Genomic DNA, 19,306 nt, shown 5'->3' on the forward strand with positions numbered 1-19,306 from the left:
GAAAGAAGGGAAGTGGCAGCATGGGCAAGCTCGAAGCTCTCCGCGAGCAGGCAGCAAAAGCGGTAGCGGCATCTCGATCCTTGGACTTTGGAAAATGGCTTTCCGCTACAGGCATTGCCGAACCGTTGGACCGCTTATCTGCGTACGCGGACTGGATCGTTGCGTCGCTGATGGTCGATGAGACAGCAGGTTATACGATTAAAGGTCAGGCTCAGCTGTTCAAATCACCGGTGCATATAACACTAACGCTGACGGAACCGCAAGATGCACCATTGTCTTTTGTCTTGAATGCAGAGCCTGTGGATCCGCAATTGTCGTTTCGCATGCAAGGGATTGATTGGCTGTTGTTCAGAAATGGGCGATTCCATCTTGAAGGCATCGACGGCGACCCCTCGTCGTTAAAGGGAACGCTGTCCGTCGAAGTGCTGGTCGGCTCTAGCTGGATTGCCGTCGAATCGCCGATTCCTGGAGAAACTCCGGAGCTCGCTCGCAAATTCCGAACGGCAGCGCCGATTACCGATGTTGCCATAAAAAATGTAGAGCCGCTGTCCGGTAGTATTCGAATCGTTCGTCACACCCCCTTCCTTGCTGGAAAAAATGGCGGCCTAACACTTGAACTCGATTATCGAGAGTCAGAAGGACAAATGGTCAACCTGAAAGCATCACTGCAGTTCGGCGATTGGATACTGCCGGGGCTGCCTACTATGCAAAGCGGTGTCCTAACCCTTGAAGCTGCACTGGCAGACGGCAAAACCAACGTGAAAGTGTCAATTGACGGCACGTTGGAAGCGGCGGATTCGGTGTTCGGATTCTCCGGGACGTTCGTGAAAGACAGTAACAGCTGGAGCTGGACCATCATCCAAGATCGGGACAAGCCAAGTCCGATCCTATCATTCGCATCAGTATGGATCCCTTCCGGGTCGCATCAAATGCTCGAACCCATTAACGGAATCAGCGTTTCAGAGCTAAAGATGGACGTGCAAGTCGTCGATAAGGCAACTCACTTTTCTGGCCAGGCTAAGCTAATCTCGAGTAATGAAGACGGAACTGTCAATTTCGGCGACGGTGTGCTTCGATTTAGAGAAGCTCAGGTGTCAGGCAATCAGTTCGGCATTCAACTAGCAAAGCTGCTTGGAACCGTCGAGATCGGCGGCATACAAGCGGAAGTGTCTTGCGCATATGCCGCCAGGGAATGGACGTTGTGCGGTTCAATTACTTCCCTGGACGGTTTATCGGGAAGCGCCGGTATTTCTATCGATCGGATGACCATCTGTCGGGACGAAGGGAACTGGCGAATATCCGCGGCGGTACCCTGGACCTTATCCGAAAAAATCAACGTTCAGGCTCGTTTGACGCTTGATTACAATTCTGAATTAAAAAAGTTTGTCGGACAATTGTGTGGAGATGCCGATTTCTTCGGTTTCCGGATTCACTTTTGCCGAGACATGAATAGCGGGGAAGTGACGGCAGCCTGGAATGGATTTACCGCGGTCTTCAATCCTGGCGGAAATCTTAATGAAATGAGATTCCGTTTGACCGAGATTTCGCTGGGCAAGCTAATTGAAGAAGCCGTAACCTGGGTTAAGGGCTCCGATCGCAAATTCGGGTTAACGGGACCATGGGCAGCGCTGAACGGATGGTCGTTTCCGGAGCTCGAATTGTTTTTTAATATCGATACCGGGATCACGCTGACTTCTCCATCGCTGAATAAATCGCTCGATTTTATCAAGCTGGCGAAGATCGAAGGGTTTGCTTTACGCTACGATTTTAATAAAACGCTCGCGCCGGCCAAAAGGCTGAAGTTCGAGCTTAAAGGTTCGGTCCCGGGCGTATCCTCCCTTGAATGGTTCCCCGCCGATCCATCCACAGCCCCTACCCCTGACCTACCTGAAGGCTTTCTCGATCTGAAGCTGCTTGCGATGGGCCAGCGAGTGGCGCTGGGAGCTGATGCGGGCGTGATCGACAGCGTGGACAAGGCCATTAGCCTGGCGCATAACCTGCAGGCGATCCGGCACGATCCAGCAACCGGATGGTTTGTCGCGGCTGAGCTGCTACTGCTAAAAACCATTTCCCTGAAGTTTGTCTTCAGCGATCCGAAGCTGTACGGACTTAAAGTGGTCGTAGGCGGCAGACGGGGAGAGTTTTTCAAAGGACTTGATTTTGAAATTCTGTATCAAAAGGTATCCGAGGACATCGGGCTGTATCAGGCTGAGATCACCCTGCCGGATTCGCTCCGCTACCTGGAATTCGGAGCGTATTCGGTCACGCTTCCTTCGTTCGGAATCGGAATCTATACTAACGGCGATTTTCGCATCGATATAGGCTTTCCCCGGAACATGGACTTCTCGCGCTCCTGCACGATCCAGACGATTGTTCCGCCCGGCATACCAGCCATAGGCTCGGCAGGCTTTTATATCAACAAGCTGTCCCAATATACATCGAACCGTTTGCCGCACGCGCATACCGGCCATTTTGGCACCGTGATGGAGTTTGGCTTCGGCATGCGGCTCGGCATCGGCAAGGAAGTTCACAAAGGTCCGCTGACCGCGGGCTTCGCGGTCACGACGATCGGTATTCTGGAAGGCGTACTTGCGCGCTGGCAGCCGGATGGTGAGGGAAAAGGCGACTATTACTACAGGCTGCAGGGGATTGCGGGGATTCAGGGACGGCTGTTCGGGGAAGTAAACCTATCCTTGGTAAAGGCATCCGTTGATGTAGTCGTCACGATTGCGACGTTGCTCGACTACGAAGCATACGGAGACCTGGAAATATCGCTAATCGCGGACGTTAGCATTCGCCTCAAAATCAAAATCGGTAAGGGACGCTTCAAAATTAAAATCAGCGTATCCTACTCGGCGAGCATCAAGGAAACCTTCTTAATAAAGCCAAAGCATCCGAATCCGCCCTGGCGTATTCAAACCCAAGGCGACAGCATAGCACTCGCAGATGGGGAATCAGAACAAGATACGGCGACGCTTCCGATTCCAGAGCTCCATTGGGGCAATCTTCTTCCTCCCGATGCTGGCGAGCATCCGCCGCTTACGTTGTACCTTGCGCCCGTACTGACCGCAGTCGAGAAGCGGGACGGGGCGCAAACGCGAGCTGAACATGCACTTGTTCTGCTGTTCGCAATTGGAACGGTCGGGGAGCTCGTCAACAATGAAGAACCGGCTGCTTTGTCGGACTTCGAGCGGCTATGCGAACGAACGTGGGCGTGGCTCTGTGCAGCCGCAAGCGGGCAGGAAAAGCCCGTAAGCATCGAATCTTTCACCCGCGAATTCGTTTCGCGAGATGTACTCAATCTGTATAAAAAATTTTTAAATGCGGGACGAAGGGTCATTCCGCCCGCGCAGCTCAGCTCCTTTTTGCGAAACCATTGGACAATGACGGTCGTCTCCGATGATATGCAATGCCAGCCGTCAGCGGACGGTCAACCGCCAGGCGAAGTGTGCCTGGAAACGGCATTTTTCCCCGCACCGCCTTCGCTTCGGGTGAAAATCGGCAGAAGGAGCGGAGACGTCATCGCCACCTCGGTAGGAAAGGACGAGGATTATTTATTTGCCGAGACCGCTACAGCGACCCTTGCCTATTTAAAAAAATCGTCCGAACGCTTCAGATGGGACTCCGCTTCGACGACGGTTCAAGATGCGCATGAAAGCAGCGTTGAAGCGCAAGCCGACGAGCTGGTCAACGCAATGTCTGTTGCCGAATATGTCATGTATGATTACTTCGTTACGATTGCGCGCGAACTCGTCCACGAAGCGCTGGACATACTTGATGAATATGTGTACCCGCTGGTTGAACACTCCACGCTCGGCAGTGCAGCCGCTGCCGTATTCGATGCAGTGAATGCAGACCAGGACCCTGGATCCGCCGCACCGAATGCCGAAGCGCTGACGCCGGTCGTTCGCAGCTTACTTGAGTACAATCGGGATGTACCGCTCCGCGGCGGGACCGATATTACGTTGCGGAATGTAAGTTACCTGACAAAAGAGAGTGACACTTGGATCAGCCTCAAAGAAAATGAAACGTTCAAAATCGAAGTGTTCGATGAACATATGGAGAAGGAATCCTCGCAATGGCCATTAAAGGCGGGAGAGGTAGCCGGGGCGGACCCGGCTAAAACGATCAAGATTGAACCTGGAGATACGCTGCGCACTTTGGCTGATCGATTAGCCCTAACAGTGACGCAACTGCTGACCGAATTTCCAAATGTCCCGCTTCTTCCGTCGTCAGAAATTAAGCTTCCTCCCATTCAATATATGGTCAGGATGGAACAAGAGACGACGCTTCAATCCGTCATCGACCAATTCAAGCTGAATATGAATGTGCTCGCCAGTGATATTATCATACGCGAGCAAATCAAATTTAACGCTGCTTCATTAAAAACCGGGCCTTTGAAACGCCTGGGATCGAGTGAATTGTTCAGCCGAATGCGAGCCAAAGGCGTACTTCGCAAGCTGTCGGGGCTGATCTCCAGATCTTTTCTGCATGGTATGCGGCTCACGAGTGATAAAGGTCTGCACGTCCAGAACCGGCTTGGTCAAGCCCCTGACTACGGGCTGTTCGAGCTAACCGGCCAACAGATCGAGCTTAAGGAGCTTGAAGCCATTGACGAGTGGTCCGTGTCCCTCACCTCAGAGATTGAACCGCATATTCAGATCATAGAAAAGGATGTGAATTTTGTTGAGCCCTCTGCGCATTAATCTGGATAGCCGCAACATTCCGCAGTTCCATACAAGATCGGACTTTAAAGCGATCGACAATGCTCGAGTCCGGCTGCGGATTCCATCACAAGCCATTCCTGTGCGGCATACGCCCAGTCGTTCGATTAAGTGGCGTCCCGCAGAGAACGACGTGCTTTGGCAAGCATTCCCTGAACCGGTTCGCATCTGGTCGATGCCGCAATCCATGGTTGTTCCCGAGGGAATGAACGGTGGAGTAATGAAGCCGGGGCTCATTGTCAAATCCGTTTCCAAAAATGAACAAGGAGTAACAGAGGAGACGATTGCTTACGGATTTAACAATGAGACGAACTTGCCGTTACGTTGGAAGAGCGGTACGCTTCTACGCCTGCGTGTTAAGCAGAATGTGGAGCCTCTTGCGGAGGCAGGAAGCGCCCCGTGGTGGCAAGGTAAAATTCATTCTTTTCTAGGCGTCAGGGAATCCGATATAGTCCTGCTTGAACGTCTGCTCAAGCTTGGCCGTGAGACGCTCAACGGAGCCGGTCTCCATGCGCGGCTGCTATACCAGTCAGGAACGGATGATATGCTTCAGGCCGTCAGCGGAAGTCCCCTGCTCTTCGTCTTGCAGGAAAATTTAAGCTCGGACACGAACCCTGCAACTGCGTTAGTGATGGCGGGAGAGACGGATACGGGGCTGGTCGGCGATATGCATCTATTCATCAGCAAGCTGTGGGAAGGCAGCATCACCCGGGCGGGCGGATATCGATTGTTTGCGGGCAACGGTGAGGATGCGCAGGGGAAGCTGCCCGACGAGCTGTTCGACGATAAAGGAGAGGCGGAGCTTCAACTGCTGATTGTCAGTTCGGACAGCAAGGCGCACTCCTATTTGAATTGCTTGATCACAGGCGGGCTGCCGGCGGCAGAACCGGGTCATTCCATGTACGCCGAGTGGGAGCGAGAAGATCTGCCGATCGAACAGCTTGGCGTAAATTCGTCGTTTGCAGATATGATGGACCGCTACCTTGGAGATTGGAACGAATTCGCGGAAGCACATGCCGAGCAGCCTTTGAACGTAGGCGAAACGCTTACGATTGAAGGCAGCATCGATCTGATTCGGCCGGAAGTGCTGGACACGGTGGAGAAAATCGTAAGGAAGTATGGCAACAGTTTTTCTGCTGAAGAATTAAAGAGTCTGAACAAACATATCCCTGATTGGATGAGACTAGCAAGCGGCACCTATTTCTATATTCCAAGGACGACTCATGAGGTAAAGATGGAGGAGGAGAACCGAAATTTAAAAAAAATCGCAATGCTTTACAACGTTTCTGTCGCCTCGCTCATTTGGTCCAATCAGGAGAAGCTGTTGACCATGTTTGCCAACAACAAGGAAATTCGCCTGCGCACCGGGCCTATTCACAGGCTTCCGGCTTTGCCGGAGGGGGCCATCGAACTGATCGCCGAACGGGACGCTTCTGCAAGCGATGCACAGTCGGAAGACGAAGAAGATCTCGAAGAGCTGTTCCATTTGCTGAGCTATCGGATTTTGCCCAATGATCGATTCGAAGCTCATGTGCCGGCACTTCCGATCGGCCCGACGGAGACCGCGAATCATAAAGCATTGCCCGGCCAAGCTGACGGAGCCAACGATTCGGCTACTCAAGCGCCTTTGCACTATACGAAGGCGATCCCTTACGCACGCTTTTTAAAGCAAAAGAAGCTGACGGAGCCGGAGGGGTTCGCTGCTTATCACGGTATCGGCTCGGTGCTGCAGATGAAATTTGACTGGATGGATGTGTTCGGTAATCGGCTTGCCCGGGACAGCGAGAAGCAAAAAGGCATGCGTAACCTCCTGCCGCCTGTAAGCATCGGCTTTACGGATGAACTGCTGGGTCCCAAGCAGTGGCCGACGATTGCAAGCGATTATGAGATCGTATCCGCACAAGGTCAGCCCATGATACGTATCCGATTCACACGGGACATTTCGTACTTGAAGTCGCCGCCTACAGACGAGACAAAAAAGCAGACAGAGGTTCAGGTGGAAAGGCTGTATCGTGCCGCCGGCCAGCTGGAACATCAATTGAAAGGGACCGAGACGGTCGATTGCTTGATTCGCACATCTTTAATGCCATTAACATTTTCGGAACCGAATTTGCTGACGGCTGCAGATAGGAACGACTTGATTACATTCCTGAAAGAGACGGCGGAGCTTCAGACGGCGTGGGCCAATGGAAGCGAAAATAGTTTGTCTGTAAACCTGCTTAAAGACAAGCCTTTTTTACTCGACTTGCGCATTGATCCCGAGCAGATCACAAAGCAAGATGTATTCGAGCTGACTGTTTCTTTGGAATTCGTACGCAAGCGGTACGCGGTGGACCCGGAGTTTCGTTTCACTCCCGCATTCTGGCGGCAAGCGGTAAACATACTTCCGGCGCGCTCCTTGAATGCATCAACGAACGGACAGGATGGAGTCGATCCGGCACTTTCACTTCGCAACTTTGCCAGCCAGCTTGAAGCGGCATTGAACAAAAAGGGAGGCCCGCGTTACCGCACAGCGATTGGTCTTGACCGTGGAAAATGGATCGATCGTGCCGTGGAGGTGCCTATCTGGCTCGTTCGCGCTGCTGCACCGGACAGCATCGACGGCGACGGCATTCAATTCTCGATTCCGGAGCATGCGGGAAAATCACAGGAGCCGGTAATCTACGCACCAAGCCCGTTAATTAATGCAGGCACGCTGCTGCCGTACAAGCAGCAATATGATGCCTCTGGAAAAGTTAATGGCGATCAACCAATTCTTACTGTTTCTACATTAGATATGGAGCGACAGGCAAGGTTTTTTCTGGATACCTTCGAACAGATTCTCGCCTCCGAGGCTATGGCAGCTTTCGAGCTGCTGCCGCCTGAACCGGACAGAAAGCGATATAGTGAGCAATTAATGGGATACAAAGATCAGCTCGCGAAAACGATATCCGCTCAACTTATCAAAGTTTATGAAGCTATCAAGGAGGATGACTCGTCCTCAGCAGATGAAGAATTGCTGGATTCAGCTCGCGAAGCCTATAAGCAGAAGCTGCTTCACTCGCTCTCAAAGACGTATTTGCTGGATGCAGTCGCCCAATTGCGCGTTTATTTGAGCGGGATAACGAACAAGAGTGGCAACGGCCAGGAAGATAAGCCTAAGCTTTATGGCACAATCAAAACAGCGGAACCGCTGCTGGCCGGGTTGACACTGCCTCCTTGCAAGATCGATATTACTCCGAAAGGGGTGGCGGACAGCTACTCCCTGTTGAATATCTCCTTTGTCGGAACGCGGGAAGACCCCGCAGCCATTACGCCAAAGCCGTATGTACAGGTAGACGGTTATTACAATCCGACGCATATAGAGCACCAAATCGAGCCACTGCCAGAGATCCCAGAGTTCAAAGCTTCTTCCTGGCTGTATTTTATCCTGCCCGATTCGCGGGAGCTTGACTCGACCTTCTTGGATCGGCCGCTCGGGTCATTCCAGGTTCCGTTAGCATTAAGGAGCTATCCGGAGATCCCGGCGCTGTCCGGACAGGCGCTGCATGATCCGGCGGCGGGTCAGTCGATGCACGGGGAGCCTCTTGAAGAGCATCTCAAATGGGATTATGAGTTTACGTACAGCCGGACGCGTCATCTCCCGCAGGATCGGGTTCACGTAGAAGTTGTCTTTAGAGAGAACATGAGAGGGCAGTTGGAGTCAGGTGAGGATCTACAGCATCTTTGCGGAGCGCTCAGGGATTACCAAGATTATTATCCTGCGTTGATTGGTAAAATAAAGACCGCTACAAATGTCGGTTCGATGGCAAGCCAAGAGGCGAAGACTGCAATCAAGGAAGCAGCCCAAGCACTGATTGACATCGTAGAGTATATCACGATCAATTGGCAAAGGTGGGAGAATTTCAAAAGCGGCCTGCCAGTTGTATCATCCGATTTACAGCCTAAACCTGCGTCCGCTGGCCGTCACGATTACCAATTTTTCATTGAGGAGGCAGAGAGAGAAGACGGCCTCTGGGGCATACGCTTAACCGAAACCTCGCCAAACCCTTCTGCCAACGCGCCTTTGGTCGAAATTGCCGGCTATCAATGTATTCCCGCCGACAAGCCTGTTTTTTTGGAAGGAGGCAAGCTTTGCCGCTACGATTTCACTTATAAGGATGCCAGCGGCACGCCGCTTCGGGCGGAAGCCGGTTTGACAGCATTGAAACGCAAAGTAAATCTGCCTGGTTTAAACATTCTCAGGGAGCCTAGTGCATGGACTTCCATTGCCATTACACGCAACGAGGAACTAGTCGAAGGGAAGCGTACGGCAGCACCTTTTATCTACCGGACGGACAAGCATCGTTTTGAACAGGCCTATCTTCCTTCGTTAAGAAGGAACTACCCGATCGCTATGACCGACAAAGATCAATCCAATCCGCAACCGCTCGGTGATCAACTAAAACGGTTTATCGATCGAATTTTCGGCGATGTCCCCATCTCTAATTCCTTCGGAAACTTCTATCTGCAGGTGGAATGCATATATTCCTACCGTTTGGCCAATCAATTATTTTCCATCAGCGTGCCGGTATCACTCATGCCGCGCAGAAGCCTTGGAGACATAAGGGAGATGGTTGATGCCATCGCTAAGCAGATTGAGACGTTTTTAGCAACGCGCAGGCCGGAAACAAACGGTGGACAATTTCATTTTGACCTCTCCGTGCTGAACGATCAAAACGGAACGACTGCGCCGTTTACGCTGTTAAGGTTAACTGATGTCGTGCTGAAATTAGACCAGGTTAAGCTAAACGGTAAGTAAATGCAATTTGTATGTTGAACTAAAATAGGTTCCATAAGAGTCCTTGCTCAGCAAGGACTCTTAAACTGTAGACAAAGTGTTGGTATAATATAAACCATTGGAAGAGTTGTTGAAAGACAAGAACATAGTCCCCTAACTCTCCATGGTAATTACTTTTGTGTGTATAGTTCGGCGGTTGTTTCGCCTCCAAACGCCGGCCTTTAACGGACATTCATAATTTAATTATTAATAACTTGGAAAGTGGTTTTTATGTATGATGATTAATCTTGTGCATTAACAAAAATCACCGAACTTTTTTAAATCAAGACCAAAAAGGGCCATCCGCGAAGGATGGCCCTAAACTTGCGATACAGGCAGCGCGGACGCGTATCCTACCCGTGCTTCGGTAGCTAACAATGATACATTTTGTCACGAATGAAGCTTCGTGTTCCTAAGCGGCCGGAAAAAAGCGCGGATATCCTCGGCCAACGCCTCGGGTTCTTCCAAGGCGGTAAAATGGCCTCCGCGGGGCATCGGAGTCCAGCGGGTAATATTCAGGCTGCGGGAAGCCCAAGCCTTGGGAGGCAGCAGAATATCTGCCGGGAATAAAGCCAGACCAGTCGGGACTTCTATATTAGCCAGCGGGGGCAGTGTGTTTGCATTTTCATAATACATCCGGGCTGATGAGCCTGCGGTGTTGGTAACCCAATAAATCATAATATGGGTAATCAGTTCATCCGAATTAAACGTGTTCAGGAGGTCGCCGCCGCAACCGCTCCAGGCCCGGAATTTCTCCATTAGCCAGGCCGCTAAACCAGCCGGAGAATCGGAAAGGCCGTAAGCGAGCGTCTGCGGACGTGTCATCTGCAGCGACATATAACCGCCTTCTTTGCCGATCCATTCTGCAGCGTTTTTCCTGTATTGGCGTTCTTCTTCGGAAAGTTTGTCCGGCTCCGGCGCAGCCATAAGATCCCGGATGATGCCAATATCCGTCAGGTGTATGCCAACTAACAGTTCGGGGTGGCTGGAAGCTAGGTAGCGGGTTACACCGGAGCCGATATCGCCGCCGGCGGCACCAAACCGGTCATAACCTAATTCCTCTGTCATGAGTTTAGCCCACATTTCGGCGACGCGAAAATTATTTACGCCGGCATGTGCGGGACGGCTGGAGAAACCAAAGCCGGGTAACGAAGGGACGATGACATCAAAAGCATCCGCCGGGTCTCCGCCATAGCTGGCCGGATCGGTCAGCAGCGGGATGATTTTTTGATAACGCAGATAGCTGTCCGGCCACCCGTGGGTGAGAATTAAAGGCAAAGGTGCGGGACCTTTCCCGCGTTCATGGACGAAATGTACATCGATTCCGTCAATTTGACAGCGGTATTGAGGCAGCCGGTTTAGGACCGATTCCTGAGCGCGCCAGTCATAATGGTCCTTCCAATACGAGATGAGCGATTGTAGAGCCTGCAGATTCGTCCCCCGTTCCCAATTGGAATTAGCGTTTTCCAACTGGTCGGGGTAGCGGACACGGTGCAGCCTGTCTTGCAGGTCATCAAGGACTTTATCAGAGACATGAATGTGAAAACGTTCAACAGCCATAGCGCTGCTCCTCCTTTTATTCTGGGGATCCACAACGCCATTATATCCTTCGGGCCGGCATGCTACACTGTTATAAATGAAGCATTTAACTATACGATTTGATAGGCGGGCGACGAAGATGCCTCAAATAGACCGATACAAAAACCGGACCGTAAAAATAGAATTTGCTCCCATGGAGAATTTTGCGGCACTGCCTTATCCTGAGCGGCTTTCGCTTATTTTTATTACGTCTGGAAGCCTTAAAGGTACTCTCAATGAGCGACCTGTATCGATAAGCGCCCCCGGAATTCTTTGTCTGGCAGACGGGGATAAGGTGGAGGTAACGGAAAAATGCAGCATTGCTGCCCAATCCTTCAGCTTCCATCTGGAGTTTTTGAACTCGACTGTTCTTTCTGAATTAAAGTCGTTTCCGGCAGTGCCAAGGATTCATACAGGCCTTTCCTTATTTCAAAGAGAGCAGGGCTGTTATGGTGTACCCCGAATAACTGAAACAGCTTATCCGCTGTTATTTGAATGGTTTTTTGTGCTGGGCATGGAGGTTCAAGCGCAAAGTGACTCCCTATGGGTATGCAGGATCAAAAGATACCTGATCCAGATTTTAGGGCTGCTCGAGGAATTGAATCAGCAGAGGGAGCACTCGCCCGTCGATGCCGTGCTGGATTACATCCATACGCATTACTCGCGGAAGATTACCTTGCAGGAACTAACGGATTGCGCTCATCTAAACCGTGTATCGCTGAATAAACGCTTTCAGGAAAAATGCGGAAAAACGGCGATGGGTTACCTGATAGCCTATCGGTTAAAGGTTTCACGCGACCTTCTGACCCATACCGATATGAGCCTGACAGAAATTGCCCGCGCCACGGGGTTTGAGTATGATACTTATTTCATCAAACAGTTTACGGCCAAGCTGGGGATGTCTCCAACCACCTATCGGGTGACCTCCCGCAAGCTGGCAGGGGCTTTATAGACGAATCTCTATATGCGGCAAAATACAAAAAGCCCTCTACAGGGCTTTCTGTGCGATAAAAAAGCTATTATAACTAAAGGCTCACTCGAACAGGAAGACTCTTCAAAGACTGACCCGTGACCGAAACGGTTAAATGCTCGTCAAGGTTGAATCCATCTACCCAATGGAGATCGGTGAACCGCTTAACAAATGAGGCAAGGGCCATATTCGCTTCCATCCGCGCGAGCGGGGCACCCAGGCAGAAATGCGGACCTGCTCCAAAAGTCAAATGCTGCTGATTGCCGGGACGATGAATATCGAATTGATCAGCACGAGCGAAATGCGATTCATCCCGGTTCGCGGAGCCGATCCATGCCACGATAACTTGCCCCGCCTTCATCTGTGGGCCGAAAACATCGGTATCCTTCGCTACCTTCCGATCGATTGTCGCTCCAAAACGGAAGCGCAATACTTCTTCAACCAGCTTAGGGACCAAAGAGAAATCGGCCCTCAGCTCTTGATAAATGCCCGGTTGATCGAACATCATACAGAAGAAAATATTGGAGATCAGCGTAGTCGTCGTTTCGTTGCCCGCTCCAAGCAGCCCGATAGCGGACATGACCACTTCTTCATCCGTCAGCTGCTCACCCTCCAATTCTGCCTTGACCAGGTCGGAGAGAATGTCGTCTACCGGATGCTTCCGTTTCTCTAAAACGAGGGGATACAAGTATTCACTGAACTCCTTCATGGCGCTGCCCTTTTGCTGTTCGATGTCGGCATAAGCCTCCAAATTATAGGGGAGAAAAAGGATATCGGACCATCTCTTAATCTGGTGGCGATCCCGGGAAGGGACCCCAAGTAGATCCGCTATGACGGTAACTGGTAACGGAATCGCTAGATTTTGCACGATATCGACGACAGGAGCGCCTTCCATATCCGTGATTAGTTCGTCAACGATCTCCTGGATCCTAGGCTCCCAATCCTTGAGGCTTCGGGGAGTAAACGCTTGGGAGAGAAGGGCTCGACGTTTTCGGTGATCCGGGGGATCAACCAAGTTGACGTTGCTCCGGTTATCCAATTGGTGGGGTACCGGGATCATACTTCGTTCTTTTTTGTTGGAGAACAGTTCATGGTCAAATAGCACACGCTTCACATGGTCATAGGAAAACACGTTCCAAACATCCTGCTCGGCATTGTAGTGGACTGGATTGTTGTCTCTCATGTCCTTGTACCAGGGAAACGGTTCCCATTGCGCTTGTTTTGTCGCAAGCTTGGAAATTTCCTCCAGTACGATCACTTGGCGATAAGTCTTCATCCTGTTCCCTCCTATAGCGAAACAAATTGTAGGTTAATATAACCTATGTTAATTTAACCTATAAGAGATTTTAACACACAAAATACAATTATAGGAAATATCACCGAAAATTTTTCACGAAATAATCATGAAAGGGTGATTTTTATGTATGCAGATATATTGATTTTAGGCCAACTTTTGAGCGGTCCTAAGCACGGGTATGAAATCAAAAAAAACGTTCAGGAAGCTCTCGGAGAGTCATTTGAAATCAACAACAATTTACTTTACCCCGCGTTGAGGCGGTTTCAAGACATGGGGGCTATGACAAAAGAGGTTGAGAAAGCGGAGGGAAAGCCCGACCGGCACATCTATCTGCTAACGGAGACGGGAAAAGAAATTTTCAAGGAACTCATCCGCGATTTTCCGCAGAGAGCGGCTGTCAATCAGCTGGAATTTCTCGTTCGCGTTGCATTGTTTGACCGGCTTGAGTTCGATCTGCAGATCGACATATTGAATAAACGGTTGAGCGTGTTGGAGGAGGAACTGGAACACTATCACAGGATCGATAATGCCCACCTGGAAAATTGGTTCACAGCAGAAGTTATTCGTTTCAAAAAAGCGCAAACGGAGAACGAAAGGACATGGGTGAAGCAGTTATTGCAACAAGCCCAAACCTCTAGATCGGAAAATCGGTAGAACTTGCAAAAACAGAAAACGGTCCAAGTATCCTTCCACTTTTTTTAAGTTATTACAAAATTGATTTAAGGGAGTACATTTTTTTCTCATGCTTTCGAAGGTACGATGAGAGACATGAGAGCTCCTTAAATCGGTTGGAGGGGTGAGATAAATGAAAGCGGTTTTAAACAGCTCCCGAGAGTACGCCGCAACAAAAAGGAAAAATAAATTCCTGCACAACCTCAAACGAGACAGTCTGTTATATTTTCTGTTGCTGCTGCCTATGGCGTATATCCTGATATTTAAGTACGCTCCCATTTATGGCCTGGTTATGGCGTTCCAGGAATACAACATTTTTGAAGGGATTAAGGGGAGCGAGTGGGTAGGACTGGATGTGTTCCGGTTTATTTTCGAGCAAGACAGCTTCTACCGCGCATTGACGAATACGCTGGTTTTGAACGTTCTGGACCTGATCGCGGGTTTCCCGGCGCCTATTCTTCTGGCTATTTTGCTCAATGAAGTGAGGCAGGCAAGATTTAAAAAAATGACCCAGACCGTCCTGTACCTGCCCCACTTTTTGTCCTGGATTATTATTGGCGGGATGGTCTATCTGATGTTCTCCAACAGCGGTATGGTCAACAATTTATTGGCCAGCTTGGGACTAGAGAAAATCGAGTTTTTATCACAGAAAACGCCTTGGTTGATTACTTACATTTCCGTTGGCGTCTGGCAAAATATCGGCTGGGGCACGATCATCTACCTGGCGGCCATTACCGGGATCAATAAAGAGTTGTATGAGGCCTCCGACATGGACGGCTGCAGCAGGCTTCGCAAAATGTGGCATATCACCCTGCCCGGCATTAAGTCAACCATCAACATTTTGCTGATTCTCCAGATAGGCAGAATGGTGTCCATTGGGTTCGATCGTCCTTTTATAATGGGGAATTCACTGGTTAGCGATTACTCCGATGTGATCAGTACCTTTGTGTACAGAGTTGGCATTAGCTCGGGAGATTTCTCCCAGGCAACAGCGGTAGGATTATTCCAATCCGTGGTTGGCCTGATCCTGCTGGTATCCGCAAACTTTATCGCGAAAAAATTAGGTGAGGATGGGATATGGTGAGGATGGCTGACCGTGTGGGCAAAAAGAAAAAGATGTCGGTTGCGGATATTGCGATTATCGTATTTATTGTAGCGTTGTCCTTCACATGTATTGTTCCGTTCCTGTATATGATAGCGCTTTCCCTCAGCTCCAATGAAGCGATTATCTCCCAAAAAGTGGGGCTGTGGCCGGTCGGCTTCACAACGGAAACGTATAAAACGATCCTGAGCGATGTGGATATGCTGTATACGCTTGGATACAGTATTGTCCTTACGATCTTCTACACCCTGGTATGTATGTTCCTGACCATTTGCGCAGCTTATCCGTTAACGAAAAAACGCCTGATGGGGAGAAACTTTATTTTATCGGCACTGGTCTTCACCATGTATTTCAGCGGCGGTTTGATTCCCTCCTATCTGCTGGTGAAAAACCTGGGAATGATGAATACGGTGTGGAGTTTAATCTTACCGGGTGCCATGAGCGTGTTTAACATGATCATCCTGAAGACCTTCTTCACGAATCTTCCGGAGAGCCTGGAGGAATCAGCTGCCATTGACGGATGTTCGGATCTGGGGATACTTGTCAAGATTGTGCTTCCTCTTTCAATGCCTTCGATTGCCACATTAAGCCTTTTCTATGCGGTGGACAGATGGAACGGATTCCAGGATGCGCTATTCTACATTACAAAAAAGGAACTGTATCCTATGCAGATGAAGCTGTACCAAATCATATCGGCTAATCAGCAGCTGGATAGCCAGCAAGGAGGGGAAGGAAGCATCGGCTCTTTCATCGTACCTGAGTCTCTGAAAGCGGCAAGCGTTATGTTTACAACCATCCCCATTTTGTTGATCTATCCCAAATTGCAGAAGTATTTCGTGGATGGTGTGATGACCGGAGCGATCAAAGGCTAACGGGAAATCAGACCAAGAGAAAGGGGGTGAAAGCTTCCCGGGCTCGCGGATAATGAATGCAAGGAGGCTAGGGATTTACAGAACGGATGATTTTCAATACATTCAATAGGAAAGGGTGGTTTAGAGTGAAAACTGGCATAAAAAAGAAAATAGCATTGTTAATGAGCACAGCGCTGCTGACTATGGTTATGGCAGGCTGTGGAAACAGTGACACAAACACCCCAGAGACGGCATCATCAGCAGGGTCAGACGGTTCCGCTCCTCCTGTAACATTGACCGTGGAAGTGTTCGACAGAGGGATTCAGGGACAGCCTGACCTTAACAACAACACGTGGACCAAATATGTTAATGAAAAATTCGGCAAGCCCAATAACGCCATTGTAAAATTTGTCCCTGTGCCCCGTTCCCAGGAAATCGACAAGCTGAATGTGTTAATGGCTGCCGGCGAAGCTCCCGATGTTTCCTTCACCTACGACGGGACTACAGTAACCCGCTTCGCAAAAAGCGGTGGACTGTATACCTTGGATGAATTGCTGGAGGAGCATGGCCAGCAGCTAAAATCTTACCTGGGCGAGAAGGTGCTTTCCTACGGGAAATATAAAGGCAAACAAGTCTCCATTCCAGCCAAACGGACTCTGCTTGCCTGGAACGGCATGTTTATCCGCAAGGATTGGCTGGATAAGTTAGGAATGCCCCTCCCGACAAATCGGGATGAATTGTATGAAACATTGGTTGCCTTCCGCGACAAAAACCCAGGCAATGTAAACGGTGTCATTCCGTGGGCAACAGCGGCTGCTGGGATGAACTACACCTTCGGCAACTTGGTTCAATCTTTCTGGGGGCCGATGTCGGAAGAGGAGTTTGTGACCACCACCAACTGGCTAAAGCCTGGGCACAAAGATGCGTATAGATGGCTTAATAAACTGTACAATGAAAAACTGATCAGCCCAGACTTTGCACTGGACAAAACAACCAAACAAGCGGATGCCGATGTGACCAATGGCAAGGTAGGTTTCTACGCTGCGAACTGGGATTATCCTTTGTCACAAAAAATTCGTGAACCCCTAAAACAAAATGCCCCGGATGCCAACTATGTTCCTGTGGATACTTTCAAGAACCATGAGGGCAAGTACCTGAAAGAGGTATACAATGAGAACGGGCTGTTCTCCTTCATTCCGAAAACCAGCAAAAATGCAGAGCTGGCTATGAAGTATCTGAACTGGATGGCTGACCCCGAAGTGCTGTTCTTCCTGCAGTTTGGAAAAGAAGGCGTCAACCATACCCTGGTAAACGACATTCCCCAGGGGATACAGCAATCCGGAGAAAATATGCAAACGAGCAATTTGAATATGGATTATACGCTGATTGTTAACGGTGCAGAGCTGGGCGACACCGAAAAGAATGTCAAAACGTACGCGGCGGCTTTGGCAGCCGGAGAACCGAGTTATGAGAAACTGGCGATCGATTCATACAGGATTAATACGACAGACGGCTATAGTGCCTTCTTTTACGGCGTCCCGAACGAAGCTAATATCAAGTACGGCAAAACGTTGGGCGATATGAACAAGCAAATGATTGACAGGCTGATCGTTGCCAAGCCGGCAGAGTTTGACGCCCTTTATGACAAACTGGTGAAAGAGTACATGGACGCCGGCGGTCAGGCTGTTCAGGATGAGAATGTGAAGAACTACAGAGAAATCAAAGCCCAGAGCAAGTAATCCCTATGTACGGATAAGCCATAGATTGTTCTTTACTATGGTTTATCCGTTATTCATTCGTCAACTCCGAATAGCCCTGCTACTATTCGGAGGAATTCAATATTCAGGAGGATACCCATGTACAAGGTCATGATTGTGGATGATGAGTCGTGGGCACTTAGAGGAGTTCGCAACGCCTTTGATTGGGATAAACATGATTTTGAAATCATAGGACAATATACAAGCGCTTATGACGCATGGGATGCCATCCTTGCCGATGCACCGGATTTGGTATTTACCGATATCCGTATGCCGGAAATTTCCGGACTGGATTTGATGAAGAAAGCCCGAGCAGCAGGGCTGGATACTGAATTTGTCATCGTAAGCGGATATGCGGAATTTGAATATGCCCAAGAGGCGCTGCGTTACGGCGCACTCGATTATCTCCTGAAGCCTTTGGATGTGGATTTGGCGGATCCGTTCATTGCGAAGTTGGCTGCCCACTTCTCCCGGAGAAGCGCAGCACGAAATCAACTCCTTTTGGATGCGTTGACCTCTGTGGATCAGGATGTGATCCGACGCATCCTGCCATTTTCAGGCAGCGCAGCTGTATGTTATTTCCGGGTGCTTTCCATTTATTTTGAAGGCGAACACAAGGCATTCAGAAAGCTGGTGCATTGGAATGAAGAGTCGGTTAAGGCTGTAGAGGTGGAGGCCGGAACCAATAAAATGCTGGTTATTCTGATAGCGGAGCATCGAGCTTGTCTGGAAGGCCAGTGGCATGGAGGGTTCCTAAACAAGAAGGGCTTCCATGCAGCGGGTATCAGCAGCATCTCCAACCAGATCAGGCAGATGGGGAAGCTGATTAAAGAAGCCGATTTGTCCGCGTCCCAGTTTTTTCTGGAGGAAACCACCGGAAGTGTTGTTTACTACGAGCCCAAACCTAATCTGGTGAAGCCATGTATTGATGAGATCTACCGTATCATCCAGGGAAAACAAGTGGAAGACATTAATGTGTACATTAATGGGCTGCAGGAATATTTCCGGGATCACCAGCTAGGCATGTCTGAGGTTGTCTACTTCTGGAATCAGGCAGTCGGGATCCTTATAAACACCTATTCCGAGGAATTAAAGGATATGGAACTGGAGTTCCTCAATTATTCTGAAATCAAGGAACGATTTGAGCGTTTTGAATCGCTGTGCAGTTTTTTGCATGAGGTCCTCGCATCCATTGAAGAAGGGAATAACCGCCCTTTACAGGAAGGGGACGTTTTGTCCTGTTTCAACCGGATGATCGCCTATATCAATCGGCACTTTGAGCAGAAATTGTATTTGAAGGACTTATCCGCTCAATTTTTTATCAATCAGGTGTATTGCTGTCAATTATTCAAAAAAAATCTGGGCAAAACCTTCTCAGAATATATATCGGAGCTCCGAATCAAAAAAGCCCGGGAGCTTCTGAAGCTAACGGATTTGTCCATTGAGGAAATCGCCATTAAGGCCGGGTATGTGGATTATTATTATTTCAATAAAGTGTTCAAAAAGCATTGCGGAGTGACGCCCACCAAATTCAGGAAAAGCTAAGAGAACGGAGCG

The 19,306-nt window shown here is 49.7% G+C and carries 10 protein-coding genes; 8 read left to right on the forward strand and 2 right to left on the reverse strand.

Features of this window, described 5'->3' with window-relative positions:
* Positions 1-20: 20 nt before the first annotated feature.
* Entirely contained in the window at positions 21-4,706 is a 4,686-nt protein-coding gene (locus tag ACE6ED_RS20565) for a hypothetical protein (RefSeq protein ID WP_410829280.1), read from the forward strand.
* Positions 4,687-9,504, forward strand: coding sequence for a hypothetical protein (locus ACE6ED_RS20570; RefSeq protein ID WP_410829281.1), 4,818 nt, complete (start codon positions 4,687-4,689; stop codon positions 9,502-9,504). Before ACE6ED_RS20565 ends, ACE6ED_RS20570 begins: the two co-directional genes overlap by 20 nt.
* Before the next feature lie 408 nt (positions 9,505-9,912).
* On the opposite strand, the gene ACE6ED_RS20575 is transcribed toward ACE6ED_RS20570, so the two are convergent.
* Entirely contained in the window at positions 9,913-11,082 is a 1,170-nt protein-coding gene (locus ACE6ED_RS20575; protein WP_410829282.1) for an epoxide hydrolase family protein, read from the reverse strand.
* 118 nt (positions 11,083-11,200) lie between these two features.
* On the opposite strand from ACE6ED_RS20575, the gene ACE6ED_RS20580 reads away from it, so the two are divergent.
* Complete coding sequence (locus ACE6ED_RS20580; RefSeq protein WP_410829283.1) at positions 11,201-12,052, forward strand: helix-turn-helix domain-containing protein; 852 nt, start codon at positions 11,201-11,203, stop codon at positions 12,050-12,052.
* Between the two features lie 73 nt (positions 12,053-12,125).
* On the opposite strand, the gene ACE6ED_RS20585 is transcribed toward ACE6ED_RS20580, so the two are convergent.
* Positions 12,126-13,346 (reverse strand): cytochrome P450, encoded by a 1,221-nt coding sequence (locus tag ACE6ED_RS20585; RefSeq protein WP_410829284.1) that lies wholly within the window; start codon positions 13,344-13,346, stop codon positions 12,126-12,128.
* A gap of 144 nt (positions 13,347-13,490) precedes the next feature.
* On the opposite strand from ACE6ED_RS20585, the gene ACE6ED_RS20590 reads away from it, so the two are divergent.
* The 5 genes from ACE6ED_RS20590 (at position 13,491) to ACE6ED_RS20610 (ending at position 19,294) form a co-directional block, all read left to right on the forward strand.
* The gene (locus ACE6ED_RS20590) at positions 13,491-14,021 is read left to right on the forward strand and encodes a PadR family transcriptional regulator (protein WP_410829285.1); all 531 of its coding nucleotides are present in this window, start codon (positions 13,491-13,493) and stop codon (positions 14,019-14,021) included.
* A 151-nt stretch (positions 14,022-14,172) separates the two neighbouring features.
* Positions 14,173-15,123, forward strand: coding sequence for an ABC transporter permease (locus tag ACE6ED_RS20595; RefSeq protein ID WP_410829286.1), 951 nt, complete (start codon positions 14,173-14,175; stop codon positions 15,121-15,123).
* Positions 15,117-16,013, forward strand: coding sequence for a carbohydrate ABC transporter permease (locus ACE6ED_RS20600; RefSeq protein ID WP_410829287.1), 897 nt, complete (start codon positions 15,117-15,119; stop codon positions 16,011-16,013). The genes ACE6ED_RS20595 and ACE6ED_RS20600 overlap by 7 nt, the downstream gene beginning before the upstream one ends.
* A gap of 125 nt (positions 16,014-16,138) precedes the next feature.
* Positions 16,139-17,731, forward strand: coding sequence for an extracellular solute-binding protein (locus ACE6ED_RS20605; RefSeq protein ID WP_410829288.1), 1,593 nt, complete (start codon positions 16,139-16,141; stop codon positions 17,729-17,731).
* A 117-nt stretch (positions 17,732-17,848) separates the two neighbouring features.
* Entirely contained in the window at positions 17,849-19,294 is a 1,446-nt protein-coding gene (locus ACE6ED_RS20610; RefSeq protein ID WP_410829289.1) for a response regulator, read from the forward strand.
* Positions 19,295-19,306 lie beyond the last annotated feature (12 nt).

The organism is Paenibacillus nanchangensis (assembly GCF_046543445.1).
GTDB classification, from domain to species: domain Bacteria; phylum Bacillota; class Bacilli; order Paenibacillales; family Paenibacillaceae; genus Paenibacillus_AQ; species Paenibacillus_AQ nanchangensis.